At 68.3% G+C, this 17,089-nt stretch carries 18 protein-coding genes; 11 read left to right on the forward strand and 7 right to left on the reverse strand.

The genetic code is table 11. The features are described from left to right. Nucleotides 1–197: 197 nt before the first annotated feature. The gene (locus tag GDR74_RS18230; protein ID WP_194164537.1) at nt 198–1,244 is read right to left on the reverse strand and encodes an endonuclease/exonuclease/phosphatase family protein; all 1,047 of its coding nucleotides are present in this window, start codon (nt 1,242–1,244) and stop codon (nt 198–200) included. 155 nt (nt 1,245–1,399) lie between these two features. Here GDR74_RS18230 and GDR74_RS18235 point away from each other — a divergent pair, with 155 nt between their 5' ends. The 5 genes from GDR74_RS18235 (at nt 1,400) to GDR74_RS13205 (ending at nt 6,737) form a co-directional block, all read left to right on the forward strand. Further along, complete coding sequence (locus GDR74_RS18235) at nt 1,400–1,549, forward strand: hypothetical protein (RefSeq protein WP_194164538.1); 150 nt, start codon at nt 1,400–1,402, stop codon at nt 1,547–1,549. A gap of 190 nt (nt 1,550–1,739) precedes the next feature. Further along, nucleotides 1,740–3,161, forward strand: a complete 1,422-nt coding sequence (locus GDR74_RS13190; protein ID WP_194164539.1) for a sensor histidine kinase — start codon at nt 1,740–1,742, stop codon at nt 3,159–3,161. A 188-nt stretch (nt 3,162–3,349) separates the two neighbouring features. Further along, nucleotides 3,350–4,438, forward strand: coding sequence for a TRAP transporter substrate-binding protein (locus tag GDR74_RS13195; RefSeq protein ID WP_152586733.1), 1,089 nt, complete (start codon nt 3,350–3,352; stop codon nt 4,436–4,438). Between the two features lie 141 nt (nt 4,439–4,579). Then, entirely contained in the window at nt 4,580–5,185 is a 606-nt protein-coding gene (locus GDR74_RS13200) for a DUF2939 domain-containing protein (protein ID WP_194164540.1), read from the forward strand. Between the two features lie 451 nt (nt 5,186–5,636). Next, nucleotides 5,637–6,737, forward strand: a complete 1,101-nt coding sequence (locus tag GDR74_RS13205) for an AI-2E family transporter (protein ID WP_194164541.1) — start codon at nt 5,637–5,639, stop codon at nt 6,735–6,737. 364 nt (nt 6,738–7,101) lie between these two features. Here GDR74_RS13205 and GDR74_RS13210 read toward each other — a convergent pair whose 3' ends face one another. After that, on the reverse strand, nt 7,102–7,590 hold the full coding sequence (locus GDR74_RS13210; protein WP_152586736.1) for a YcgN family cysteine cluster protein: 489 nt from the start codon (nt 7,588–7,590) through the stop codon (nt 7,102–7,104). 210 nt (nt 7,591–7,800) lie between these two features. On the opposite strand from GDR74_RS13210, the gene GDR74_RS13215 reads away from it, so the two are divergent. The 4 genes from GDR74_RS13215 (at nt 7,801) to GDR74_RS13230 (ending at nt 11,837) form a co-directional block, all read left to right on the forward strand. Further along, nucleotides 7,801–10,017 carry a transglycosylase domain-containing protein gene (locus GDR74_RS13215; RefSeq protein ID WP_152586737.1) on the forward strand — a complete coding sequence of 739 codons (2,217 nt, stop codon included), beginning with the start codon at nt 7,801–7,803 and terminating at the stop codon, nt 10,015–10,017. A 130-nt stretch (nt 10,018–10,147) separates the two neighbouring features. Continuing rightward, nucleotides 10,148–10,741, forward strand: coding sequence for a DUF1214 domain-containing protein (locus tag GDR74_RS13220; protein ID WP_194164542.1), 594 nt, complete (start codon nt 10,148–10,150; stop codon nt 10,739–10,741). After that, nucleotides 10,738–11,313 (forward strand): DUF1254 domain-containing protein, encoded by a 576-nt coding sequence (locus GDR74_RS13225; RefSeq protein WP_152586739.1) that lies wholly within the window; start codon nt 10,738–10,740, stop codon nt 11,311–11,313. Before GDR74_RS13220 ends, GDR74_RS13225 begins: the two co-directional genes overlap by 4 nt. After that, nucleotides 11,313–11,837 (forward strand): GNAT family N-acetyltransferase, encoded by a 525-nt coding sequence (locus GDR74_RS13230; protein WP_152586740.1) that lies wholly within the window; start codon nt 11,313–11,315, stop codon nt 11,835–11,837. The genes GDR74_RS13225 and GDR74_RS13230 overlap by 1 nt, the downstream gene beginning before the upstream one ends. 52 nt (nt 11,838–11,889) lie before the next feature. Here GDR74_RS13230 and GDR74_RS13235 read toward each other — a convergent pair whose 3' ends face one another. The 3 genes from GDR74_RS13235 to GDR74_RS13245 all read right to left on the reverse strand — a co-directional run bounded on the left by GDR74_RS13235 (nt 11,890) and on the right by GDR74_RS13245 (nt 13,746). Then, entirely contained in the window at nt 11,890–12,090 is a 201-nt protein-coding gene (locus tag GDR74_RS13235) for a hypothetical protein (RefSeq protein ID WP_152586741.1), read from the reverse strand. Between the two features lie 413 nt (nt 12,091–12,503). Beyond that, entirely contained in the window at nt 12,504–12,845 is a 342-nt protein-coding gene (locus tag GDR74_RS13240) for a DUF1491 family protein (RefSeq protein WP_152586742.1), read from the reverse strand. A 52-nt stretch (nt 12,846–12,897) separates the two neighbouring features. After that, nucleotides 12,898–13,746 (reverse strand): peptidoglycan-binding domain-containing protein, encoded by an 849-nt coding sequence (locus tag GDR74_RS13245; protein ID WP_152586743.1) that lies wholly within the window; start codon nt 13,744–13,746, stop codon nt 12,898–12,900. A 330-nt stretch (nt 13,747–14,076) separates the two neighbouring features. Here GDR74_RS13245 and GDR74_RS13250 point away from each other — a divergent pair, with 330 nt between their 5' ends. Together GDR74_RS13250 and GDR74_RS13255 are read left to right on the forward strand one after the other, a co-directional pair. Next, complete coding sequence (locus GDR74_RS13250) at nt 14,077–14,412, forward strand: hypothetical protein (protein ID WP_152586744.1); 336 nt, start codon at nt 14,077–14,079, stop codon at nt 14,410–14,412. A 67-nt stretch (nt 14,413–14,479) separates the two neighbouring features. Further along, nucleotides 14,480–14,905 (forward strand): SufE family protein, encoded by a 426-nt coding sequence (locus GDR74_RS13255; protein ID WP_152586745.1) that lies wholly within the window; start codon nt 14,480–14,482, stop codon nt 14,903–14,905. Between the two features lie 104 nt (nt 14,906–15,009). Here GDR74_RS13255 and GDR74_RS13260 read toward each other — a convergent pair whose 3' ends face one another. Next, nucleotides 15,010–15,972, reverse strand: coding sequence for a DUF6456 domain-containing protein (locus GDR74_RS13260; protein ID WP_246179439.1), 963 nt, complete (start codon nt 15,970–15,972; stop codon nt 15,010–15,012). Nucleotides 15,973–16,460: 488 nt separating this feature from the next. Further along, nucleotides 16,461–16,889, reverse strand: a complete 429-nt coding sequence (locus tag GDR74_RS13265; RefSeq protein WP_152586746.1) for a Ros/MucR family transcriptional regulator — start codon at nt 16,887–16,889, stop codon at nt 16,461–16,463. Nucleotides 16,890–17,089: the final 200 nt, after the last annotated feature.

The raw sequence follows: 17,089 nt of genomic DNA on the forward strand, positions 1-17,089 counted from the left end.
GTCCGTATCGGGAACGCAAGGCAAATATAAAACGAACGAATACATTGTCGCTTAATGTAATTTCAGGTCGATTAACCTTATATAACATTGGCCCGAACCATGATGAACATGACGATGTTCCAATTGTTTTTAGATACCGTCAATTTGATTTTCGCAGACAGCCCCGGAAACGTGCCGACCGCGTTCGCGGACCGCTCTCAGGCGCGATCCGCAGGCGAATCGAAGAAGAACTCCGCAACGGCCATGTCGTGGTCGGAGATCGGCCGTCCGTCCGCATCGAGGGCCGGGAGCACCTGCGGCGAGGCGGCCACGACGCCGCGCGCGACGAGCCAGTCGAGCTTGGCGAAGGGCGGAGAGGGCCGGCCCTGGGGGCCGGTGCGCTGCGTCGGCACGGGCAGGTTCGCCGAGGCCCAGGAGAAGCCGGCAGCCGCGAGATCGTCGAAGAGAGGCTCGAAGCGACCGGGCTCGTCGAGCAGCCGGCGAAGCCCCTCGGGGTCCCGCGGCAGCTCCTTCGTGTTGAAGTCGCCGCCGAGGATCCAGGCGTCGCGGGGGCCGATGCGATCCACCGCCCGGAGCAGCGCCCGGACCTGGTCGCGCCGGTCCGCCGGATCCGTCTTGCTCTCCAGATGCAGGCCGGCGATCCACAGGGGCTTCGGCGCATGCGCCAGGCGGGCCGCCACCGCGATCCGGCCGCCGATCCGCCGCTGGGCGCCCTGGCGTCCCGGAAACCAGAACCCGCTCTCCTCGAGCGGGATCACGCACGCGTCGGCGAGAGCAAGCCCGCTGACGACGGCATTGCCGTGCAGGCTCCGCTCGTTCCGTTCGCCCGCATGGCGGCGGATCTCCGTCGGGTCGCCGAGATCCAGTTCCACGAATTCGACGCCGTAGAGATAGCCGAGATCGGCCGTCCCGATCATCCGGCGCAGGGGATGCCCGTTGCCGGAACGCGCCATGCCGAGGTCGACCTCACTCAGCAGCGCCACATCGGCTGCCGCCCTGTCGAGGAGCGCACGCGCCGCGTCGGGCCTCTTCAGGCGCTGCGCATTGAAGGCTGCGACCCGCAGCCGGCGCGGCCATGCCTTCGTCGCGCGGGGCGCCCTCGCCTCGACGAGGCGGAACGCGTCGATGGCATTCAGGAATCGCGCATGCCGCTCCGGCGTCGCGGGCGGGAGCCGCGCCTCGTCGAGAAGATGCGGCGGCGGCGCGGGGAGGTCGGAAACCGTCTCGTCGACAAGGGAGCGCATGGAAGCACCGGCGGCGGGATGGAGCCCCGAAAGGATGGGCGATCGCTCCTGCGAAGAAAAGCGGATGCGGCCCTGAAAAATTTTTCGACGTTAGGAACTTCTTTTGGTATGGGGTGTTTATCGGCGGGACCAAGGATCTTTCGGGGAGAAAGCCCATGCTTACCTGGGCTGGCATTGTCGCGCTTGTTATCGGCGTTCTCACCTACCTCACCGGCGATACGGCGGTCGTCCTGAGAGGCGCGGCCGAACTCGGCGCCGTCGTCGCGCTCTTCGCGCTGGTCTGCGCGACCGAAGCCTTCAACTGAGCGCGTTCGGAAAACGAATTTCACGCCTTCCGGTTCCAGGGCTGGGAAGCCCGTACGAGGTCCTCGCCAGCGCGTTCTTGCACAGTTTCGATGCAACGTTATAAACTCAAGCATCATGAGCGCCGCCCCTCCCCGTCCCATGCCTCCTCCCGATCCCCTTCCCGTTCACGGTCCGCCGACGGTCCTCCCGTTGAGCGGCACGCCTTCGGGCGAAGCGGCGGCCGGATCGTGGGAGCCCTGGGAAGCCGAGGTCGAGCAGCGCCTCGCAACCGTGCTCGAGGAGATCGGCACGCCCTTCATCGCCCTCGACGCAGGCTGGCGCTTCATGCTCGTGAACCGAGCTGCCGAGACCTATTACGGCGTCCCGCGGCAGGCGATGCTCGGACGGCGGATCTGGGACCTGTTCCCCGACACCGCGACGGCCCTGCGCCCGCCCTTCGAGAAGGTCCTCGCGACCGGGGAGCACATCCTCGTCGAGACCGATCCTCACGGACGCTCCGCCGCGGCCCGCCCGGCCCCTTTCTCCCTCAAGGCGTTCCCCTATCGGGGCGGCGTCGGCGTGAGCTTCAGCGAATGGAGCGCGCAGCGGCGGGCGGAGGAGGTGCTGCGCGAAAGCCAGGAGCAGCTGAGCGCGCTCGCCGACAACCTGCCCCTCGGCGTCGTCTATCAGATGAACGACGCCCTGGGCTTCGAGGGGCGGCGCTTCCTCTACATCTCGGCGAGCTGCGAGCGCCTCAACGGCGTCCCGGCGGAGCAGGCCCTCGACAATCCGCTCGCGCTGTTCGATCTCATCCTCCCGGAATATCGCGAGGAGATCGCGCTCCGGCAGTACGAGGCCCACCGCGACCGCAAGCCGTTCGACATCGAGTTCCCCATCCGCCACGCCAAGACGGGCGAGATCCGCTGGCAGCGGATCGTCGATGCGCCGCGCCGGCTCCCGAACGGCTCCTACGTATGGGACGGCCTGCAGATCGACATCACCGACCACAAGAACGCGGAGGAGCACCTCAAGCTCCTCATCAACGAGCTGAACCACCGGGTGAAGAACACCCTCGCGACCGTGCAGTCCCTGGCGGCGCAGAGCTTCGCGCGCCTCGATACGGATGCGGGCGGCCCCTTCGCGAAGGCGCGCCAGGCCTTCGAGGCCCGGCTCTTCGCGCTCGCCCGCGGACATGACGTGCTCACCCGCGAGAACTGGAAGGGCGCTCACCTGTCCGACATCGTGCACGAGGCCTTCGCGCCCTATCGGCACCGGGCCGAGGGTTCGGAAGCCATCACCGCCTGCGGGCCCGACCGGCGGGTTCCTCCCGCCGTCGCCCTGAGCCTGTCCATGGCCATCCACGAACTGTGCACCAACGCCCTCAAGTACGGCGCGCTGAAGGCGCCGGCCGGCCACGTGCGCGTCACGTGGTCGATCTCCGGCGAACCGCCCTCGTCGCGGCTGCGCCTGCGCTGGGAGGAGAGCGGCGGTCCGCCCGTGCGACCGCCTGCGCAGAAAGGGTTCGGCTCGCGCCTCATCGAGGAGGGGCTGGCCCGCGAGCTCAACGGCACCGTCCATCTCGACTTCCGGGAGGAAGGCGTCGTCTGCACCGTCGACGTGCCCCTCGAATGAGCCGGGGCGACCGCGTTTGCGCGGTCGAACGCCGTCTTCCGGCAGGAATGCCCACGAAAAGTGCGGCGGCCGGCAACCGCGTCTCAACCATTCGTCGATAACGCCCTGAATCGGTCTTGCGGGCGGAGAGACTTTTGTTGTCAATACCGTCCAAGTGACACAGTCACGATTCCAGGGAGAAACGACCAATGAAACGTCGCCAGTTTTTGCAGGCTGCCACGCTGGGCGCAGCGTCGACGGCCATCGCCGCTCCGGCGATCGCCCAGTCCATGCCGGAGATCAAGTGGCGCCTGCAGTCCGGCTTCCCGAAGTCGCTCGACACGATCTATGGCGCCGCCGAGGTGATCGCCAAGTTCGTTTCCGAGGCGACGGACGGCAAGTTCCAGATCCAGCCCTTCGCGGCGGGCGAGATCGTCGGCACGCCGCAGGTGGCGGACGCGGTCGGCAACGGCACCATCGAGATGGGTCATACCTGCTCGTATTACTATTTCGGCAAGGACCCGACCTTCGCCATCGGCACGGCCCTGCCCTTCGGCCTCAATGCCCGCCAGATGAACGCGTGGCTCTACCACGGCACGGGCAACGACATCCTCAACGAGTTCTACGCCAAGCATAACCTCTACGGCATGCCGGCCGGCAACACGGGCGTGCAGATGGGCGGCTGGTTCCGCAAGGAGATCAAGACGCCCCAGGACCTGAACGGCCTGAAGATGCGCATCGCCGGCCTCGCCGGCATGGTCATGGCGAAACTCGGCGTCGTGCCGCAGCAGATCCCCGGCGGCGACATCTATCCGGCGCTCGAGCGCGGCACCATCGACGCCGCCGAGTGGGTCGGCCCCTACGACGACGAGAAGCTCGGCTTCGCCAAGGTCGCGCCCTACTACTACTATCCCGGTTTCTGGGAGGGCGGCCCGGCCATCCACCTGTTCATCAACCAGGCCAAGTGGAAGGAACTGCCGAAGGCCTACCAGGCGATCCTCACCGCGGCCGCGGGCTATGCCAACGCGGACATGCTGGCCAAGTACGACGCCCGCAACCCGGCGGCGCTTCGTCGCCTGCTGGGCGCCGGCACGCAGCTGCGTCCCTTCTCGCAGGAGATTCTCGAGGCGGCCTACAAGGCTGCGAACGAGGTCTACGAGGAGGTCTCGGCGAAGAACCCGGACTTCAAGAAGGTCTACGAGAGCGTTCGTAATTTCCGCAACGAGGAGTACCTCTGGTTCCAAGTGGCCGAGTATTCCTACGACACGTTCATGATCCGCGCCCGCGCCCGCGGGTAAGGATCTCACGAACTCGTGATGGGAAGGGCGGCCTCCGGGCCGCCCTTTTTTCTTGGCCGTCCGGCTTTATCTCTCCGGGCGGCCGGTTCGCATCGAGCCTGCGAGCCACCCCATGAGGAAACCGGGATACGGGCGAACGCTATGATCTGGACGCTGCGCGTCACCTTCCTGCTCTTCCTGGCATGGCTGATCTTCATGGTGTCGCCCTTCGTCGCCCTCTACGACCTGGCGAGGGCGGTCGAGGCGAAGGACATGGCGCGGGTCGAGCGTCGCATCAATGTCCATGCCCTGCGGGTGTCGTTCTCGCGGCAGATCCTCGGCGAATACCTGAAGACGCCGGACGGGCAGGAAATCGGCGGGATCGAGCCGAATGCCGCCGCCCGGGCGGGCGCGGCCGTGTTCGACCCTTACATCGAGACTCTCGTCACGCCCCAGACCATCCTGGATCTCCTCGCCAAGGGCTGGCCTCAGCACGGAGCGAAGGGAGCGGCCCCGGATCTCTCGGTCATGGATGTCGGGTCCTTCGATGCCGCCGCGCTGCGCCGCGCCTGGGATCTCTTCATCGCCTCGGAATCCCAAGGCTTCCGCAGCATCGTCATGCCGCTGCCGCCGGAGAAGCCGAAGGACGAGCAGTTCCGGCTGACCTGGCGGCTCGGCGGCACGTCCTGGCGGCTGACGGGCCTCGACCTTCCCAAGGCCCTGCGGGAGGAACTGATCAGGCGAATGCCGCCGCCCTCGAACTCCTGAAAGAACCCGGATTTCTTCGGCCCAACCGCTCGAATTCGGCAAGGACAACCGGCATCGCTACGGGAATTCTCCTTGGAATGGAGCCGATCCCGTCAGCTCTGCAAAAGAAGCCAACCCACTGCGGCAAGTGGAAATACGGTTCCGAGCAAGAAACAGACGACGCCGGACGTCATATCGAGTGCCTCCTGTTCTTGAGAACTCGCGCCTTCGACTTCTGTTCCTCCTGCCGGGCGGCACCGCTCTGGAGCATCGGACCCAAAAGGGGATGCCACTTTTGGGATCTATTGGAGGCTCCCTCCGTGGGGAACGCATCGTCGAAGGCGGCGCCGGAGTCCGCACGATGCGCCAAGCCGGATTTCGCCAAGTCTGCCATGAACGAGGGTTGGGGCGGGAGCCCGGAGGGAACTTGGCCGTCCGGTCCCGATTGTCAGGACAGACCGGAAGGACCGCGATGAACGACCCCTCTTCCCCGACCGAGGTGCGCCTGAGCGACAAGGAATTCGTCCGCAAGACCCTGATTCTCATCGGCCTGGCGGTCTTCGTCCTGCTCCTGTGGCAGCTGTCCGGGGTCCTGCTCCTCGCCTTCGGCTCGATCCTGGTGGCGCTCATCCTCCACGCCCTGGCGGATGCGCTTGCGCGCTATCTCCGCGTCTCCCGGCAATGGAGCCTCACGGTGTCGGGCGTCCTGCTCCTCGCCGCGTTCCTGGGCATCGCCTACCTGTTCGGCTCCAACATCCGGGCGCAGTTCAGCAATGTCGCGGAGCAGCTGCCCGTCGCCCTCGACGCCTTCGGGCGCAAGGTCGGCATCGGCCCGATCTCCGACAGCCTGTCGGAGATCGTGAGCGAGATTCCGAGCAGCGGCCTCGCGCAGCGGATCGCCGGCATCGGCGGCACCCTTCTCGGCGGCCTCGCGGATGCGGTGCTCGTCGTGATCGCGGGACTCTACATCGCCGCCTCGCCGCATCTTTACGTGCGAGGCTTCGTTCAGCTCTTTCCCATCGATCAGCACCGGCGCATCGAGAGCGCGCTCGAGGCCTGCGGCCACGCCCTGCGGCTGTGGCTGGTGGCGCAGACGATGTCCATGTTCGCGGTCGGCGTGCTGTCGGCCTTCGCATTCTGGCTCATCGGGCTGCCCTCGCCCTACGCGCTTGGGCTCATCGCCGGGATCCTCGACTTCATTCCGTTCCTCGGCCCCGTTCTCGGCGCCCTCCCCGCGATCCTGATCTCCTTCACCCTCGGCACGGACACGGTGATCTGGACCTTCGTGGCGGTACTGTTCGTGCAGCAGGTCGAGGGGAACCTCATCCTGCCCCTCGCGCAGCGGCGGATCGTCAGCATTCCCCCGGCCCTCGCCCTCTTCGGCATCGTCATGGGCGGCGTGGTGTTCGGCACGCTCGGGCTCATGCTCGGCTTCCCGCTGCTCGTGGTGCTCTACGTTCTCGTGAAGAAGCTGTACGTGCGCGAGGTGCTGGGCGAGGCGACGTCCGTTCCGGGAGAAGAGAGGAAGGCCGGAGACGCTGAGGCACCTCCGTCCCCGCAGGAAGGCGCATGAAGGCTCGCGTCGGCCGCTTCCGCGGCGTCCCATGCAAAAGGAGCCCTCCTATGGTTAAGAAGCGGCTCCTTGAGAGGCGACGCGAAGCGCGTGCCGAGAAGAAATGGTTCGTCCGGAAATATCCGGCAAGTAGAAACGAATTGTCGCGAGGTTCAGGGCCACCGCGCGGCGGCTGTCAGGCCGCATCCGGCACGACGACCCATCATGAAGACTTCTTCGGTGGAGTCATTGTCGTAGCCTCCTCTTCGAGTGGCACGACGACACGTTGGGATTTTCCGCAGACAAAGTCAATCCTGCGACGCGCATACAACGCCCATTCTTTCGCCGGCCGGTGCATGCCTCGGAAGCCGGCCGGCCGCGGCCATCAGGCCGGGTCCTCGGACGGCCAGTCGACGAGGCGCTCCAGGAGCTCCCGGAGGGTGAAGTCCTCCTCCGGTCCGGCGACCCGGTCGCGCACGGAGATTCCCGCCGCATGGACGGTCTCCGGGTCCCCGGAAACGAGGGGGTGCCACCAGTAGAGGCCCCGCCCCTCCGCCAGGAGCCGGTAGGCGCAGGTGGCGGGGAGCCAGGACAGGCCACGCACCGCCTCCGGCGTCAGGCGGACACAGTCGGCCACCTTGGCCTGCCGGTTGGGATAGTCGCGGCAGCGGCAAGCCGTCGCATCGAGCAGGGTGCAGCCCACGTCGGTGTAGAGCACCTCTCCCGTGTCCTCGTCCTCGAGCTTGACGAGGCAGCAGCGCCCGCAGCCGTCGCACAGGCTCTCCCATTCCTCGGAGGACATGGCCTCCAAGGACTTTACTTGCCAGAAGGGCAAATCTTCAGGCTTTAACGTTGCGGTCGCTGTGGTATCCATAAAGACGTCTCAATCCTTTCTTTACGGCACTTTCAGGGAGACGGGGATCGCCGGATTCCGGCCCTCCCCGGGAAGGGGGCAGATCCTTATGAACCGTCAAGCCTCTTCGTGAGTTGTTAATACGAGCCTCGGCGGCACCCCCGCGCCGCCGGAGAAGACGAGAACCACCGAGCCCAACAGGTCGGCCAACCTGCCCCGAAGGATCTTTCCGTGCGCCCGCAACCCCGTACGCCGTTCAGGACAAAGATCAAGCGCGCGGCCCTGGCCTTCGACGCGTGGCTGAACACGACCCTCTACCAGGGCGGGCAGAGGCTCGCGCGGGGCTGGGAAGCCTATTCCGACTGGGCCAAGTGCCTGCGGTTTCGCGGCGCTCCCCGGGTCATCCTGGACCTGACCAGCGAGGCGACCACCCTCGGGCTTGCCGGAGGCGTGGTCATGCTCGCGCTCGCCCTCCCCGCCTTCCGGGAGACCGAGGAGGACTGGCTCAAGACCCAGGACCTCGCCGTCACCTTCCTCGACCGCTACGGCCAGGAGGTCGGCCGCCGCGGCATCCGGCTCGACGATTCCTACAGGCTGGAGGACTTTCCGGACTATCTCGTGAAGGCGGCCCTCGCCACGGAGGATCGCCGCTTCTACGAGCACTGGGGCATCGATCCCATCGGCACCTTCCGCGCCCTCCTCGTCAACGCGCAGGGCGGGGGCGTCGTGCAGGGCGGCTCCTCCATCACCCAGCAGCTCGCCAAGAACCTGTTTCTCACCAACGAGCGCTCCCTGGAGCGCAAGATCAAGGAAGCCTTCCTCGCCGTCTGGCTCGAGTTCCACCTCACCAAGGACCAGATCCTCAAGCTCTATCTCGACCGCGCCTACATGGGCGGCGGCGCGCACGGGGTGGTGGCCGCGGCGGACTACTACTTCGGCAAGTCGGCCAAGGACGTGACCCTCGCCGAGGCGGCCATGCTCGCCGGGCTGTTCAAGGCTCCGACCAAGTACGCGCCCCACATCAACCTGCCCGCCGCCCGCGCCCGCGCCGCCGACGTGCTGCACAACATGGTGGAGGCGGGCTTCCTCACCGAGGGCCAGATCCAGACCGCCCTGCGCAACCCGGCGACCCCGGTGAACCGCAGCCGCGAGACCACGCCGGACTTCTACCTCGACTGGGCCTTCGAGCAGGTGAAGCAGCTCGCGGCCCAGAAGAAGTTCGGCAACGACCGGGTCCTCACGGTCAAGACCCCGCTCGACACCGCCCTCCAGGCCCATGCGGAGGAGGTTCTCGAGACCATGCTCCGCCAGCACGGACGCGAATACAGGGCGGGCCAGGGCGCCATGGTCGTGATGGACGTGGACGGGGCCGTGCGCGCCATCGTCGGCGGCCGGGACTACGGCCAGAGCCAGTTCAACCGCGCGACGGACGCCCTGCGCCAGCCGGGCTCCTCGTTCAAGCCCTTCGTCTATGCCACGGCGCTCACCGTCGATCCCAAGCTCACTCCCTCCTCCACCGTGGTCGACAAGCCGATCTGCCTCGGAAACTGGTGCCCGCAGAACTACGGCCGTTCGTTCTCGGGGAGCATGCCCCTCGTCTCGGCGCTCGCGCGCTCCATCAACTCCATCCCAGTGTGGATGTCGCTCCAGATCGGCAAGGGCAACGCCAAGGCCGGCCGCGCCAGGATCATCGAGATGGCCGGGAAGATGGGGCTCACCCATCCGCTCGCCGATTCGAGCTCGCTGCCCATCGGCGCCGCCGAGGTGACGGTGATCGACATGGCCTCCTCCTATGCGGTCTTCGCCAATGGCGGGCGCAAGGCGCCGCCCTACGCGGCCTGGGAGGTGCGCAACTCGCAGGGCGAGGTGATCTACCGCCATTCCACCGACACGCCCCAGCCGCAGGTGCTCGAGCCGCGCGTGGTCAACGCCATGAACTTCATGCTCAACAAGGTGGTGGAGGAAGGAACAGGAAAGCGCGCCGCTCTCGACGGCATCCGCGTCGCCGGCAAGACCGGCACCACAAACGGCTATCGCGACGCCTGGTTCGTCGGCTACACGGGCAACCTAGTGGCGAGCGTGTGGTACGGCAACGACGACCACAGCCCGATGAACAACATGACCGGCGGCACACTGCCCGCCATGACCTGGCAGCAGGTGATGTCCTTCGCCCACCAGAACCTCGAGATCCGCCCGATCCCGGGCCTCGAGCCGGTGGGCAGCCCCAAGGTCGCCGCGAACCGCAGCCCGCAGGACGAGGCGGCCCAGCAGGCCTATCTCGCCGGGACCCTGTCGCGCCGCTCCTACGAGGTGCTGGGCACCATCGGCGCGCTCTTCCAGTCTGCGGCGGCCCGCTCCGCTCCCGCGCAGAAGCCGAGCACGGCCCTCGCGCCCGACGCGGCATCGGACGGCGCCCCGCGGTCCTCCCGGCGTTTCGCGATGCCGTGATGCCGGGGGCCGGTCGCCGAATACGGGTCCACTTTTCCGCACGATGCGCTAGATGGACATCGATCCCCGTCTTGAGGACGCAAGCTCCCATGCCAGCCGTTCCGTCCGCCCTCCAACGCCGCCGCCGCCCGTGACCGCGAGACCGATTCCGACCGCCGCGCTGATCCTCTATGCCCTGCTGCTCGCTCTCGGGCTCGGGATCGGCTCGGCCTATGCGGTGCTCGACGGCGACCCGCCCTTCGGAAGCCGGCGTCTCGGCCCCTGGCAGGCCTGGCCGAAGCTGGGCTCGCCCCAGGCGGATCCGTACATGCGCGCCATCGTGGCGCGGCGGGGCGACATTCCCCTGGCAACGGGAGAGGGCTTGGCGCTGACCGCGCTCGTGGACAAGGACGGACGCAGGCTCGACTCCGCCTGCTCCTACCGGATCGGCTCCTCCACCCCTGCGGCGCGCTGGTGGACCCTCACCGTGTACGATGCGGCGGGCCGGCTCGCGCAGTCCGATCTCGGGCGCAGCGGCTTCACCTCCTCCGAAATCCTGCGCGATGCGCGAAACGGGTTCTCCATCGCGCTCTCGCGCCACCTCAGCGCGGGCAACTGGCTGCAGCTCCCCGCTTCCGGCCCCTTCATCGTGGTGCTGCGCCTCTACGACATTCCCGGCGCCGCGGGCCTGAACCTGAACGCGGAGGATCTCCCCACCATCGAGCGGGTGGAGTGCGGCGCATGAGCAATCTCACCCGTTTCCTCCTCGCCACCCTGTGCGGGCTCGTGCTCGCGGCGGGCGTGCACATCGTCACCGTGTTCCTCGCCCCCTCCTTCGCCGAGAACGACGCCTTCGGCCGCCTGCAGGAGACCCTGACGGAGGATCAGGCCCAGCTGATCGGCCCCGCGGGCGGCGGGCCGACCTGGCTGCCTCTGCCCGATCCCGCCACCGCCGTGGCGGCCTGCGCCTTCGACCTCTCCGACGGCCCCGTGCGCGTCACCGCGAAGACGGGACAGGACTTCCTCTCCTTCTCCTTCCACACGAAGACGCGGGGCGTGTTCTTCGCGGTCACGGATCGCGCAGCCATCCGCGGCGAGCTCGAGCTCGTGGTCATGACTCCCCGCCAGCTCGACGAGGCCCGGGCCGCCGAGGACGAGAACGAGCCGAACCGGGACGTGCGCATCGTCGCGCCGCAGGAACAGGGCTATATCGTCGTGCGCGTGGCCGCGCCGAATCCCAGCCAGCGGGCGCAGGCGGAGGCCGCCGCGAAGGCGGTGACCTGCACCGTGGACGAGGACGACGACGAGGCGAGCTGATGACTGCGGATCATGCGGGGAACGCGACCTGGCGCCCCATGGCGGCCGGGGATCTCGACGCCGTGAAGGCGATGGCGGACCGCATTCACCTCGATCATCCCGAGGACATGGCGGTCTTCGCGGAACGGCTCGCGCTCTATCCTGCCGGATGTCACGTGGCGCAGGCGAGCGGCGCTCTCGTCGGCTATGCGCTGAGCCATCCCTGGCGCTATGGCGAACCGCCGCCCCTCAATACGCCGCTCGGTGCGATTCCGGCCGGTGCGACGACCTTCTACCTTCACGACATCGCACTCCTGGCGGAAGGCCGGGGAAAAGGTCTCGCGGGAAGGATCGTCGCGCAACTGGCCTCGCATGCGGAGGAGGAAGGCTTCGGCAACCTTTCGCTGGTCGCCGTCAACGGCTCGCAGCCTTTCTGGGAGCGGTGCGGATTTCGTCCGGCGATGACGGATGCCCTGCGGGCGAAGCTCGCGACCTATGGGGACGACGCCGTGCTGATGCACCGCGAGGTTCGACGATACGCATGACGCATCCGGAAGCGACACGGCCGATGCGCCTGCGGCGTCGGGGATGAATCCGTCACGACCGCCTGCGGCCGCCGTCGGATGCGAAGGGACGGGACGGATCGGGACGGGATGAGGGCTTCTCGTAGCGCACGCCCGTGAAGAGCAGGATCTCGCCGCGAGGCTCGCCCGCCGGCAGTGCCGGGCGCTGCGGGCGCGAGGCCGCATCCGGAAAGATGACGACGGTCCCCTGCGACCTGTTCCAGATGTCGTTCATGAGGGTTCTCCGTTTCGCTCGGCTCCCCGCTTCGACGGTACCCTCACAAAATAACCCTATGGTTAACAGACCGTTTCCACTTGGGGCCGCCGTGCGCAAAAGCCTTGCCTGACGCGGAATCAACATGCTGCGCGCACCTTCGGTTCCTTGACGCGGATGCGCGAGCCTTCACGCTTTTCGGAGCACTGGACAGATCGCCCACATGGGGTCGAAGAGATCGTCGCGCGTTCCGTCGAAAAAGCTGCGTCCACGACACCTCCCACGCCCCGCAGGAGCCCCGCTCTCCCGATCGCGAGCGCGGAGCCGTTCGCCGCCGCGCCGGTGTGCGCGACATCGTCGAGACGTTCGAGCCGCTTGCGCGCCGCCCTTCCCGCCGCCGTCATACGCGGCACGGACAGGAGCGGCTGGGGGGATCAGCCCTCCGTCGCGAGGTCGAGAAAGTGCCGGCCTTCGCGGTCGTCGACCTCCACCAGCCAGAGATCAGGATCGAAGCGCATCTCGCGCGTCATGCGCTCCTCCACGTCGAGGGGCATCACGCCTCGAAGGACCGGCGCGAACCGGCGCTCGCCGTCGTCGTCGAGAAACATCTGCGGCGCGGGCCCGTAGAGACTCGCCGTTCCATCGAGATGGTCGACCTTCACGAAGATCGCCCCCGCCTCGGCGGCGCCGCGCTTGCGCAGGGCGGCGTCGACGCCCTCCACGCCGCAGCGGCGAAGATAGGCGGACACCCAGAAATCCGATCTCAGGCGGGTCATGGCCGCTTCCTGTGCCATTCCCCGGCGCGGCGTGCAACCGGGGCGGGCCCGGTCACGGCTGCGGCAGGCCGGACTGGGCGGAGAGCTCCCGCAGGGTCCGCGGGCCCAGTTCGCCGGTCACGGGCAGATGCCGGTCGCGCTCGAACCGCTCGATGGCCTGACGCGTCCCGGAGCCCATGAGCCCGTCCGCCTTCACGCCGTAGCCCAGCTTCGCGAGGGCGCGCTGGGCGAAGAGCACCGTGTCCGATTCCGGACGCCCGACGGAAGCCGGAGGAACCGGCACCGGGCCGCCCATGCGGATCATCTCCGCGATGGAATCCTGCACCGCCGGAGCCGCTCGCGGCGGGGGCGGCGCCGGCGGCGGAGCGGCCGTCACGCGCTGCGGCTGCGTGACCTCGCCCTTCGCGATGAGATCCGCGATCGCGCTGCGGGGGGAAGGCTTCGCGGGAGCGGGGGCGGACGGCGGCACAGCCGCGGAGGGCTGCGCCGCGGAAGCGGCGGGGGCAACCGGGTGGGATGCGGCAGGCGGCTCCGCGGCCGCCTCGGCGACGGGAGCGGGACGGGTCGGCGGCAGGACGGCCGCGGGCGGGGCCGCCTCCAGCCGGGCGGGCGCGCCCCGGTCGAAGAGGGGCGCCGGATGCCGGGCCGTCTGGAGAACCAGGGCGTTCCAGGCGATCGCGGCCGCGCAACCGGCCAGCAGGAGAGCGGACAGGGCGGCGCCGGGGCGCTGCGCGACGAAGGCCAGCGCCTTCTCGCCGAGGCCGGGCTCCCTGCGGGCTCGCGAGGGCGCGGCCTTGCCGCGGGTCCCGACGGGGCGCCGGGCCGGGGCGGCCCGCCGCGCCGGAGGCGGGGCGGAAGTCACGAAATCGTCGTCGGAGCGGGCGGCTAGGGCTTCACGCAATTCGGCTTTCCCGTCTTGATGAAGGCGGGCGCGGGGAACCGCACCCGTCGTCACGGATCCACCCTGACACAGGCCGCTTAAGCGAACCTAAAGGCGAAGCTTCCGTCTCCGCCCCGGTCCTCCGGTCCCGCCGCCGTGCCGGTGGAAAACTCCGGAGCGCGCCCAGCTTTCTCCATCTTCCTCCGGGATTTTCAGCAGTGTCCCTGCCGGAATCCGGCGTCAACCTTTCGTTCATCCTGTTTCCAGGTTGCCGCCCCGCGCCCTACGGGCCGGGCGGCGCCGGGGTTATGATGATGCATCTTCCCGGCACCGGTCTGCGAGGAGCGGGTCATGTTTTCTCTTCTGCGCGCCGCACTCATCATCGGGGCGATCTTCTACTACTCTCCCGTCCGCCAGAGCGGCGAGGGAGCCTCCGCTCTCGACGGTCTCCTCGCCTGGGGCGAACGGAAGGCGGATACGCCGTCCGCAGGGGACAAGGAGGCTCCCGCGCACCTGGAGACCATGTGGCAGGCCCTGCCCGACTCGGCCAAGCAGGCGGTGATCGACCGGATCATGGCGAATTCCGGCCTCGGCGCGTCGGCTCCGCCCGCACCGGCCGGCGACACCCTGCGGCCGAGCGACCGCCTGGCGCCCTGGCGCGGCGAGGGGAAGAAATCGAGCTCCTGAGGCGCTCCCGGTCGCCAAATCCCGCGCGAGACCTTATATGACCGGCAGCGACGACGAGCCGGGACCCATGCTGCCTCCGATTAACGAGATTGTTTCCAACTTCGAGCTCCTCGACGAGTGGGACGAGCGCTACCGCTACCTGATCGAGCTCGGCCGCATGATGGAGCCGCTGCCCCCGGAAGCGCACGTGGACGCCAACAAGGTGAAGGGCTGCGCGAGCCAGGTCTGGCTCGTCACCACCACGGACGCGACCGGAGGCGAGCCCCGGCTCCACCTGGTGGGCGACAGCGACGCCCATATCGTGCGCGGCCTCGTGGCCCTGCTCATCGCCCTCTACGAGGGCAAGACCGCCCGCGAGGCGCTCGCCACCGACGCCCTCGGCCTGTTCAAGTCCCTCGGCCTCGCGGAGCACCTGACGCCGCAGCGCTCGAACGGCGTCCGCTCCATGGTCGAGCGCATCCGCCACGATGCGCAGGCGGTGCTGGCGGCTTAGGCCGCGCCGGCTCTCGGCACGGCACGGTCCCGCTGCGCGCCCCGGAATGACGAGGGAGGCGCCACCGTTCTCCCGGTAGGAGACGAAGGCGGCGCCTCTCCGGTTCAGTTCCTCCCGCCGTCGATGACCACTGCCTTCCAGGCGCGGATGCCGCGGGAGGCCGCCGGGCCTTTGGCCGCGGCCTCGATCCCGTAATGCTCCGCGAGCCGCGCCAGGGCGAGCCGCACCACCACCTTGGCGGAGCGCGGCGGCCATTGCCGCTCCCGCTCGATGAGCTCGAGCCCCTTCATGAACCCGCAGAGGTCCATCAGGAGGTCGCCGAAATCCGCTCCCACCGCGTCGAAGGCGTTGCGGATGCGCTGGCGGGCCGCGACCATGCGGTCGGTCGCCTCCCCGGGCGAGGCCGGACCTTCGCCCCGGGGCGTAGGATCCCACCGGGCGGTCACCCCCGGCAGGAGACCGGCAAGGGCGATGTCGGTGCGCAGCCGCTCGCCCGCCTGATAGGACGCGTCGTCGATCAGGGGCCGCCCGTCGCGGCCCCGGCGCCGGCGCAGCCAGTCGAGGGGGCTCTCCTCCGCGTCGACGCGCACGCGGGTGCGCCCCGCTTCGGTCTCGACCTCGGCGATCTCGGTTTCCCGGTGCTGGCGAAAGAAGCCCGTCGCCGGGTCGGACGCTTCCGCGCGGCGCAGATGGGCGCGACCCGCCTCGGTGAGGAGCAGCGCCTCCCCGCCCGAGGAGCCCCGCTGCCAGCGCGCCAGGTCCTGGCGGGCGAGCGCCTCCGCCGCGTCCCGCGAGAAGCGCCCCGCCCCTACCGACACCTCCGCCCGGCGCCTGCGCAGGATCACCTCCGCCCCGTCGGTCGGGTCGACGAAGGCACGGGCCTCCGGCAGGCCGAGCGCCTCGAGGAGACGCCGCGCCTCCCGCGTCAGAGCCGGCGACGGCCGGGCGAGGTTGCCCGCGCCGCGCCCGCCGTTCCCGACGGGCTTCTTCTTCCCGCCGCCGCCTCCGTTTGCTTTGGAAGACCCCGGCTCTTGCTTTCCAATGCCATAACTATCCTTATTGTTCATGTTTTGTTCCTTGAAAAATTTAAAGAAGGGACGAGTCCCTAATCCGAAATTGTGAGCGCATATTCCTAGCTGTCAAGGCACGGCCGAGCTGTTGATAACTCTGGGGACGGCTGCCCTCCTCCCGGCCGGGCGCGCCTTGGCTTGCAAGGACTTTCCGCCTTGCGGACAGCAGCGTCCCCCGGTCGAGCGCTCCCGCTTCTCCCGCAATCCGCCACGCGACCGCGGAGCGCGTCTCCCCGAACGGGGTGGGCCCGGCGGCGACGGCGCTATCGTCCAGGCCGGCCTGCGCGGTCTCCGGAAGACCCCGCGCCGCCGGAGGCGCTCCGCCAGCGGCCCTTCGCGCGGCGACCCTGCGCCACCATGTCCGCAGGAGGCCGGGAATCAGCCCCGCCGCCGACCGCGGGCGCTTCGCCCGGGACCGAAGGCAGGCGCATGGAAAAAGCCGCCTCGAGGGCGGCTCTTCACGGAAATGGACCTGCGGGTTCCGCTCAGGCGCGGGCGGAGCGGCGCTTCCGGCGCTGCTGGCCGAGGCCCATCTCCTTCGCGAGTTCGGAGCGGGCGCGGGCGTAGTTGGGAGCGACCATCGGATAGTCGACCGGAAGGCCCCACTTCTCGCGGTACTGCTCGGGCGTCATGTTGTACTGCGTGCGCAGGTGACGCTTGAGGGACTTGAACTTCTTCCCGTCCTCCAGGCAGACGATGTAGTCGGGCGTGACCGACTTCTTCACCGGCACGGCGGGCTTGGGCGCCTCGGCCGGCGCCTCGACGGTGCCGCCGCCGACGCGAATCAGGGCGGAATGAATCTCGTTGATGAGGGCGGGGAGCTCGGTCGAAGGGACCGAGTTGTTGCTCACGTAAGCCGACACGATGTCCGCTGCCAGCTCGATGTAGTTGGATGCAGCGCCAGTTTCACTCATTGTACTTTTCTTCCTTTCCGGACCCGCCCCGATCTGAACCGACGGCCAATCGTTGTCGAGGTCGTTTCTCAAGAGAAGCCGATCGTCTTCCCAGGAGCCGTATCGTAATCGCACAGAAATCGTGCCTTCTCGTCCACCTAAGCCAAAATCCCGCCGGTTACAAGTCTTCCCGCGCGAAAACTACCAAAAAACTTTTTATC

Source organism: Microvirga thermotolerans (assembly GCF_009363855.1).
GTDB lineage: Bacteria > Pseudomonadota > Alphaproteobacteria > Rhizobiales > Beijerinckiaceae > Microvirga > Microvirga thermotolerans.

Excerpts from the sequence above, each read along its gene's own strand:
- GDR74_RS18230 (WP_194164537.1), bottom strand. The coding sequence starts at position 1,244 with ATGCGCTCCCTTGTCGACGAGACGGTTTCCGACCTCCCCGCGCCGCCG.
- GDR74_RS18235 (WP_194164538.1), top strand. The coding sequence starts at position 1,400 with ATGCTTACCTGGGCTGGCATTGTCGCGCTTGTTATCGGCGTTCTCACC.
- GDR74_RS13195 (WP_152586733.1), top strand. The coding sequence starts at position 3,350 with ATGAAACGTCGCCAGTTTTTGCAGGCTGCCACGCTGGGCGCAGCGTCG.
- GDR74_RS13200 (WP_194164540.1), top strand. The coding sequence starts at position 4,580 with ATGATCTGGACGCTGCGCGTCACCTTCCTGCTCTTCCTGGCATGGCTG.
- GDR74_RS13205 (WP_194164541.1), top strand. The coding sequence starts at position 5,637 with ATGAACGACCCCTCTTCCCCGACCGAGGTGCGCCTGAGCGACAAGGAA.
- GDR74_RS13210 (WP_152586736.1), bottom strand. The coding sequence starts at position 7,590 with ATGGATACCACAGCGACCGCAACGTTAAAGCCTGAAGATTTGCCCTTC.
- GDR74_RS13225 (WP_152586739.1), top strand. The coding sequence starts at position 10,738 with ATGAGCAATCTCACCCGTTTCCTCCTCGCCACCCTGTGCGGGCTCGTG.
- GDR74_RS13230 (WP_152586740.1), top strand. The coding sequence starts at position 11,313 with ATGACTGCGGATCATGCGGGGAACGCGACCTGGCGCCCCATGGCGGCC.
- GDR74_RS13235 (WP_152586741.1), bottom strand. The coding sequence starts at position 12,090 with ATGAACGACATCTGGAACAGGTCGCAGGGGACCGTCGTCATCTTTCCG.
- GDR74_RS13240 (WP_152586742.1), bottom strand. The coding sequence starts at position 12,845 with ATGACCCGCCTGAGATCGGATTTCTGGGTGTCCGCCTATCTTCGCCGC.
- GDR74_RS13250 (WP_152586744.1), top strand. The coding sequence starts at position 14,077 with ATGTTTTCTCTTCTGCGCGCCGCACTCATCATCGGGGCGATCTTCTAC.
- GDR74_RS13255 (WP_152586745.1), top strand. The coding sequence starts at position 14,480 with ATGCTGCCTCCGATTAACGAGATTGTTTCCAACTTCGAGCTCCTCGAC.
- GDR74_RS13260 (WP_246179439.1), bottom strand. The coding sequence starts at position 15,972 with ATGAACAATAAGGATAGTTATGGCATTGGAAAGCAAGAGCCGGGGTCT.
- GDR74_RS13265 (WP_152586746.1), bottom strand. The coding sequence starts at position 16,889 with ATGAGTGAAACTGGCGCTGCATCCAACTACATCGAGCTGGCAGCGGAC.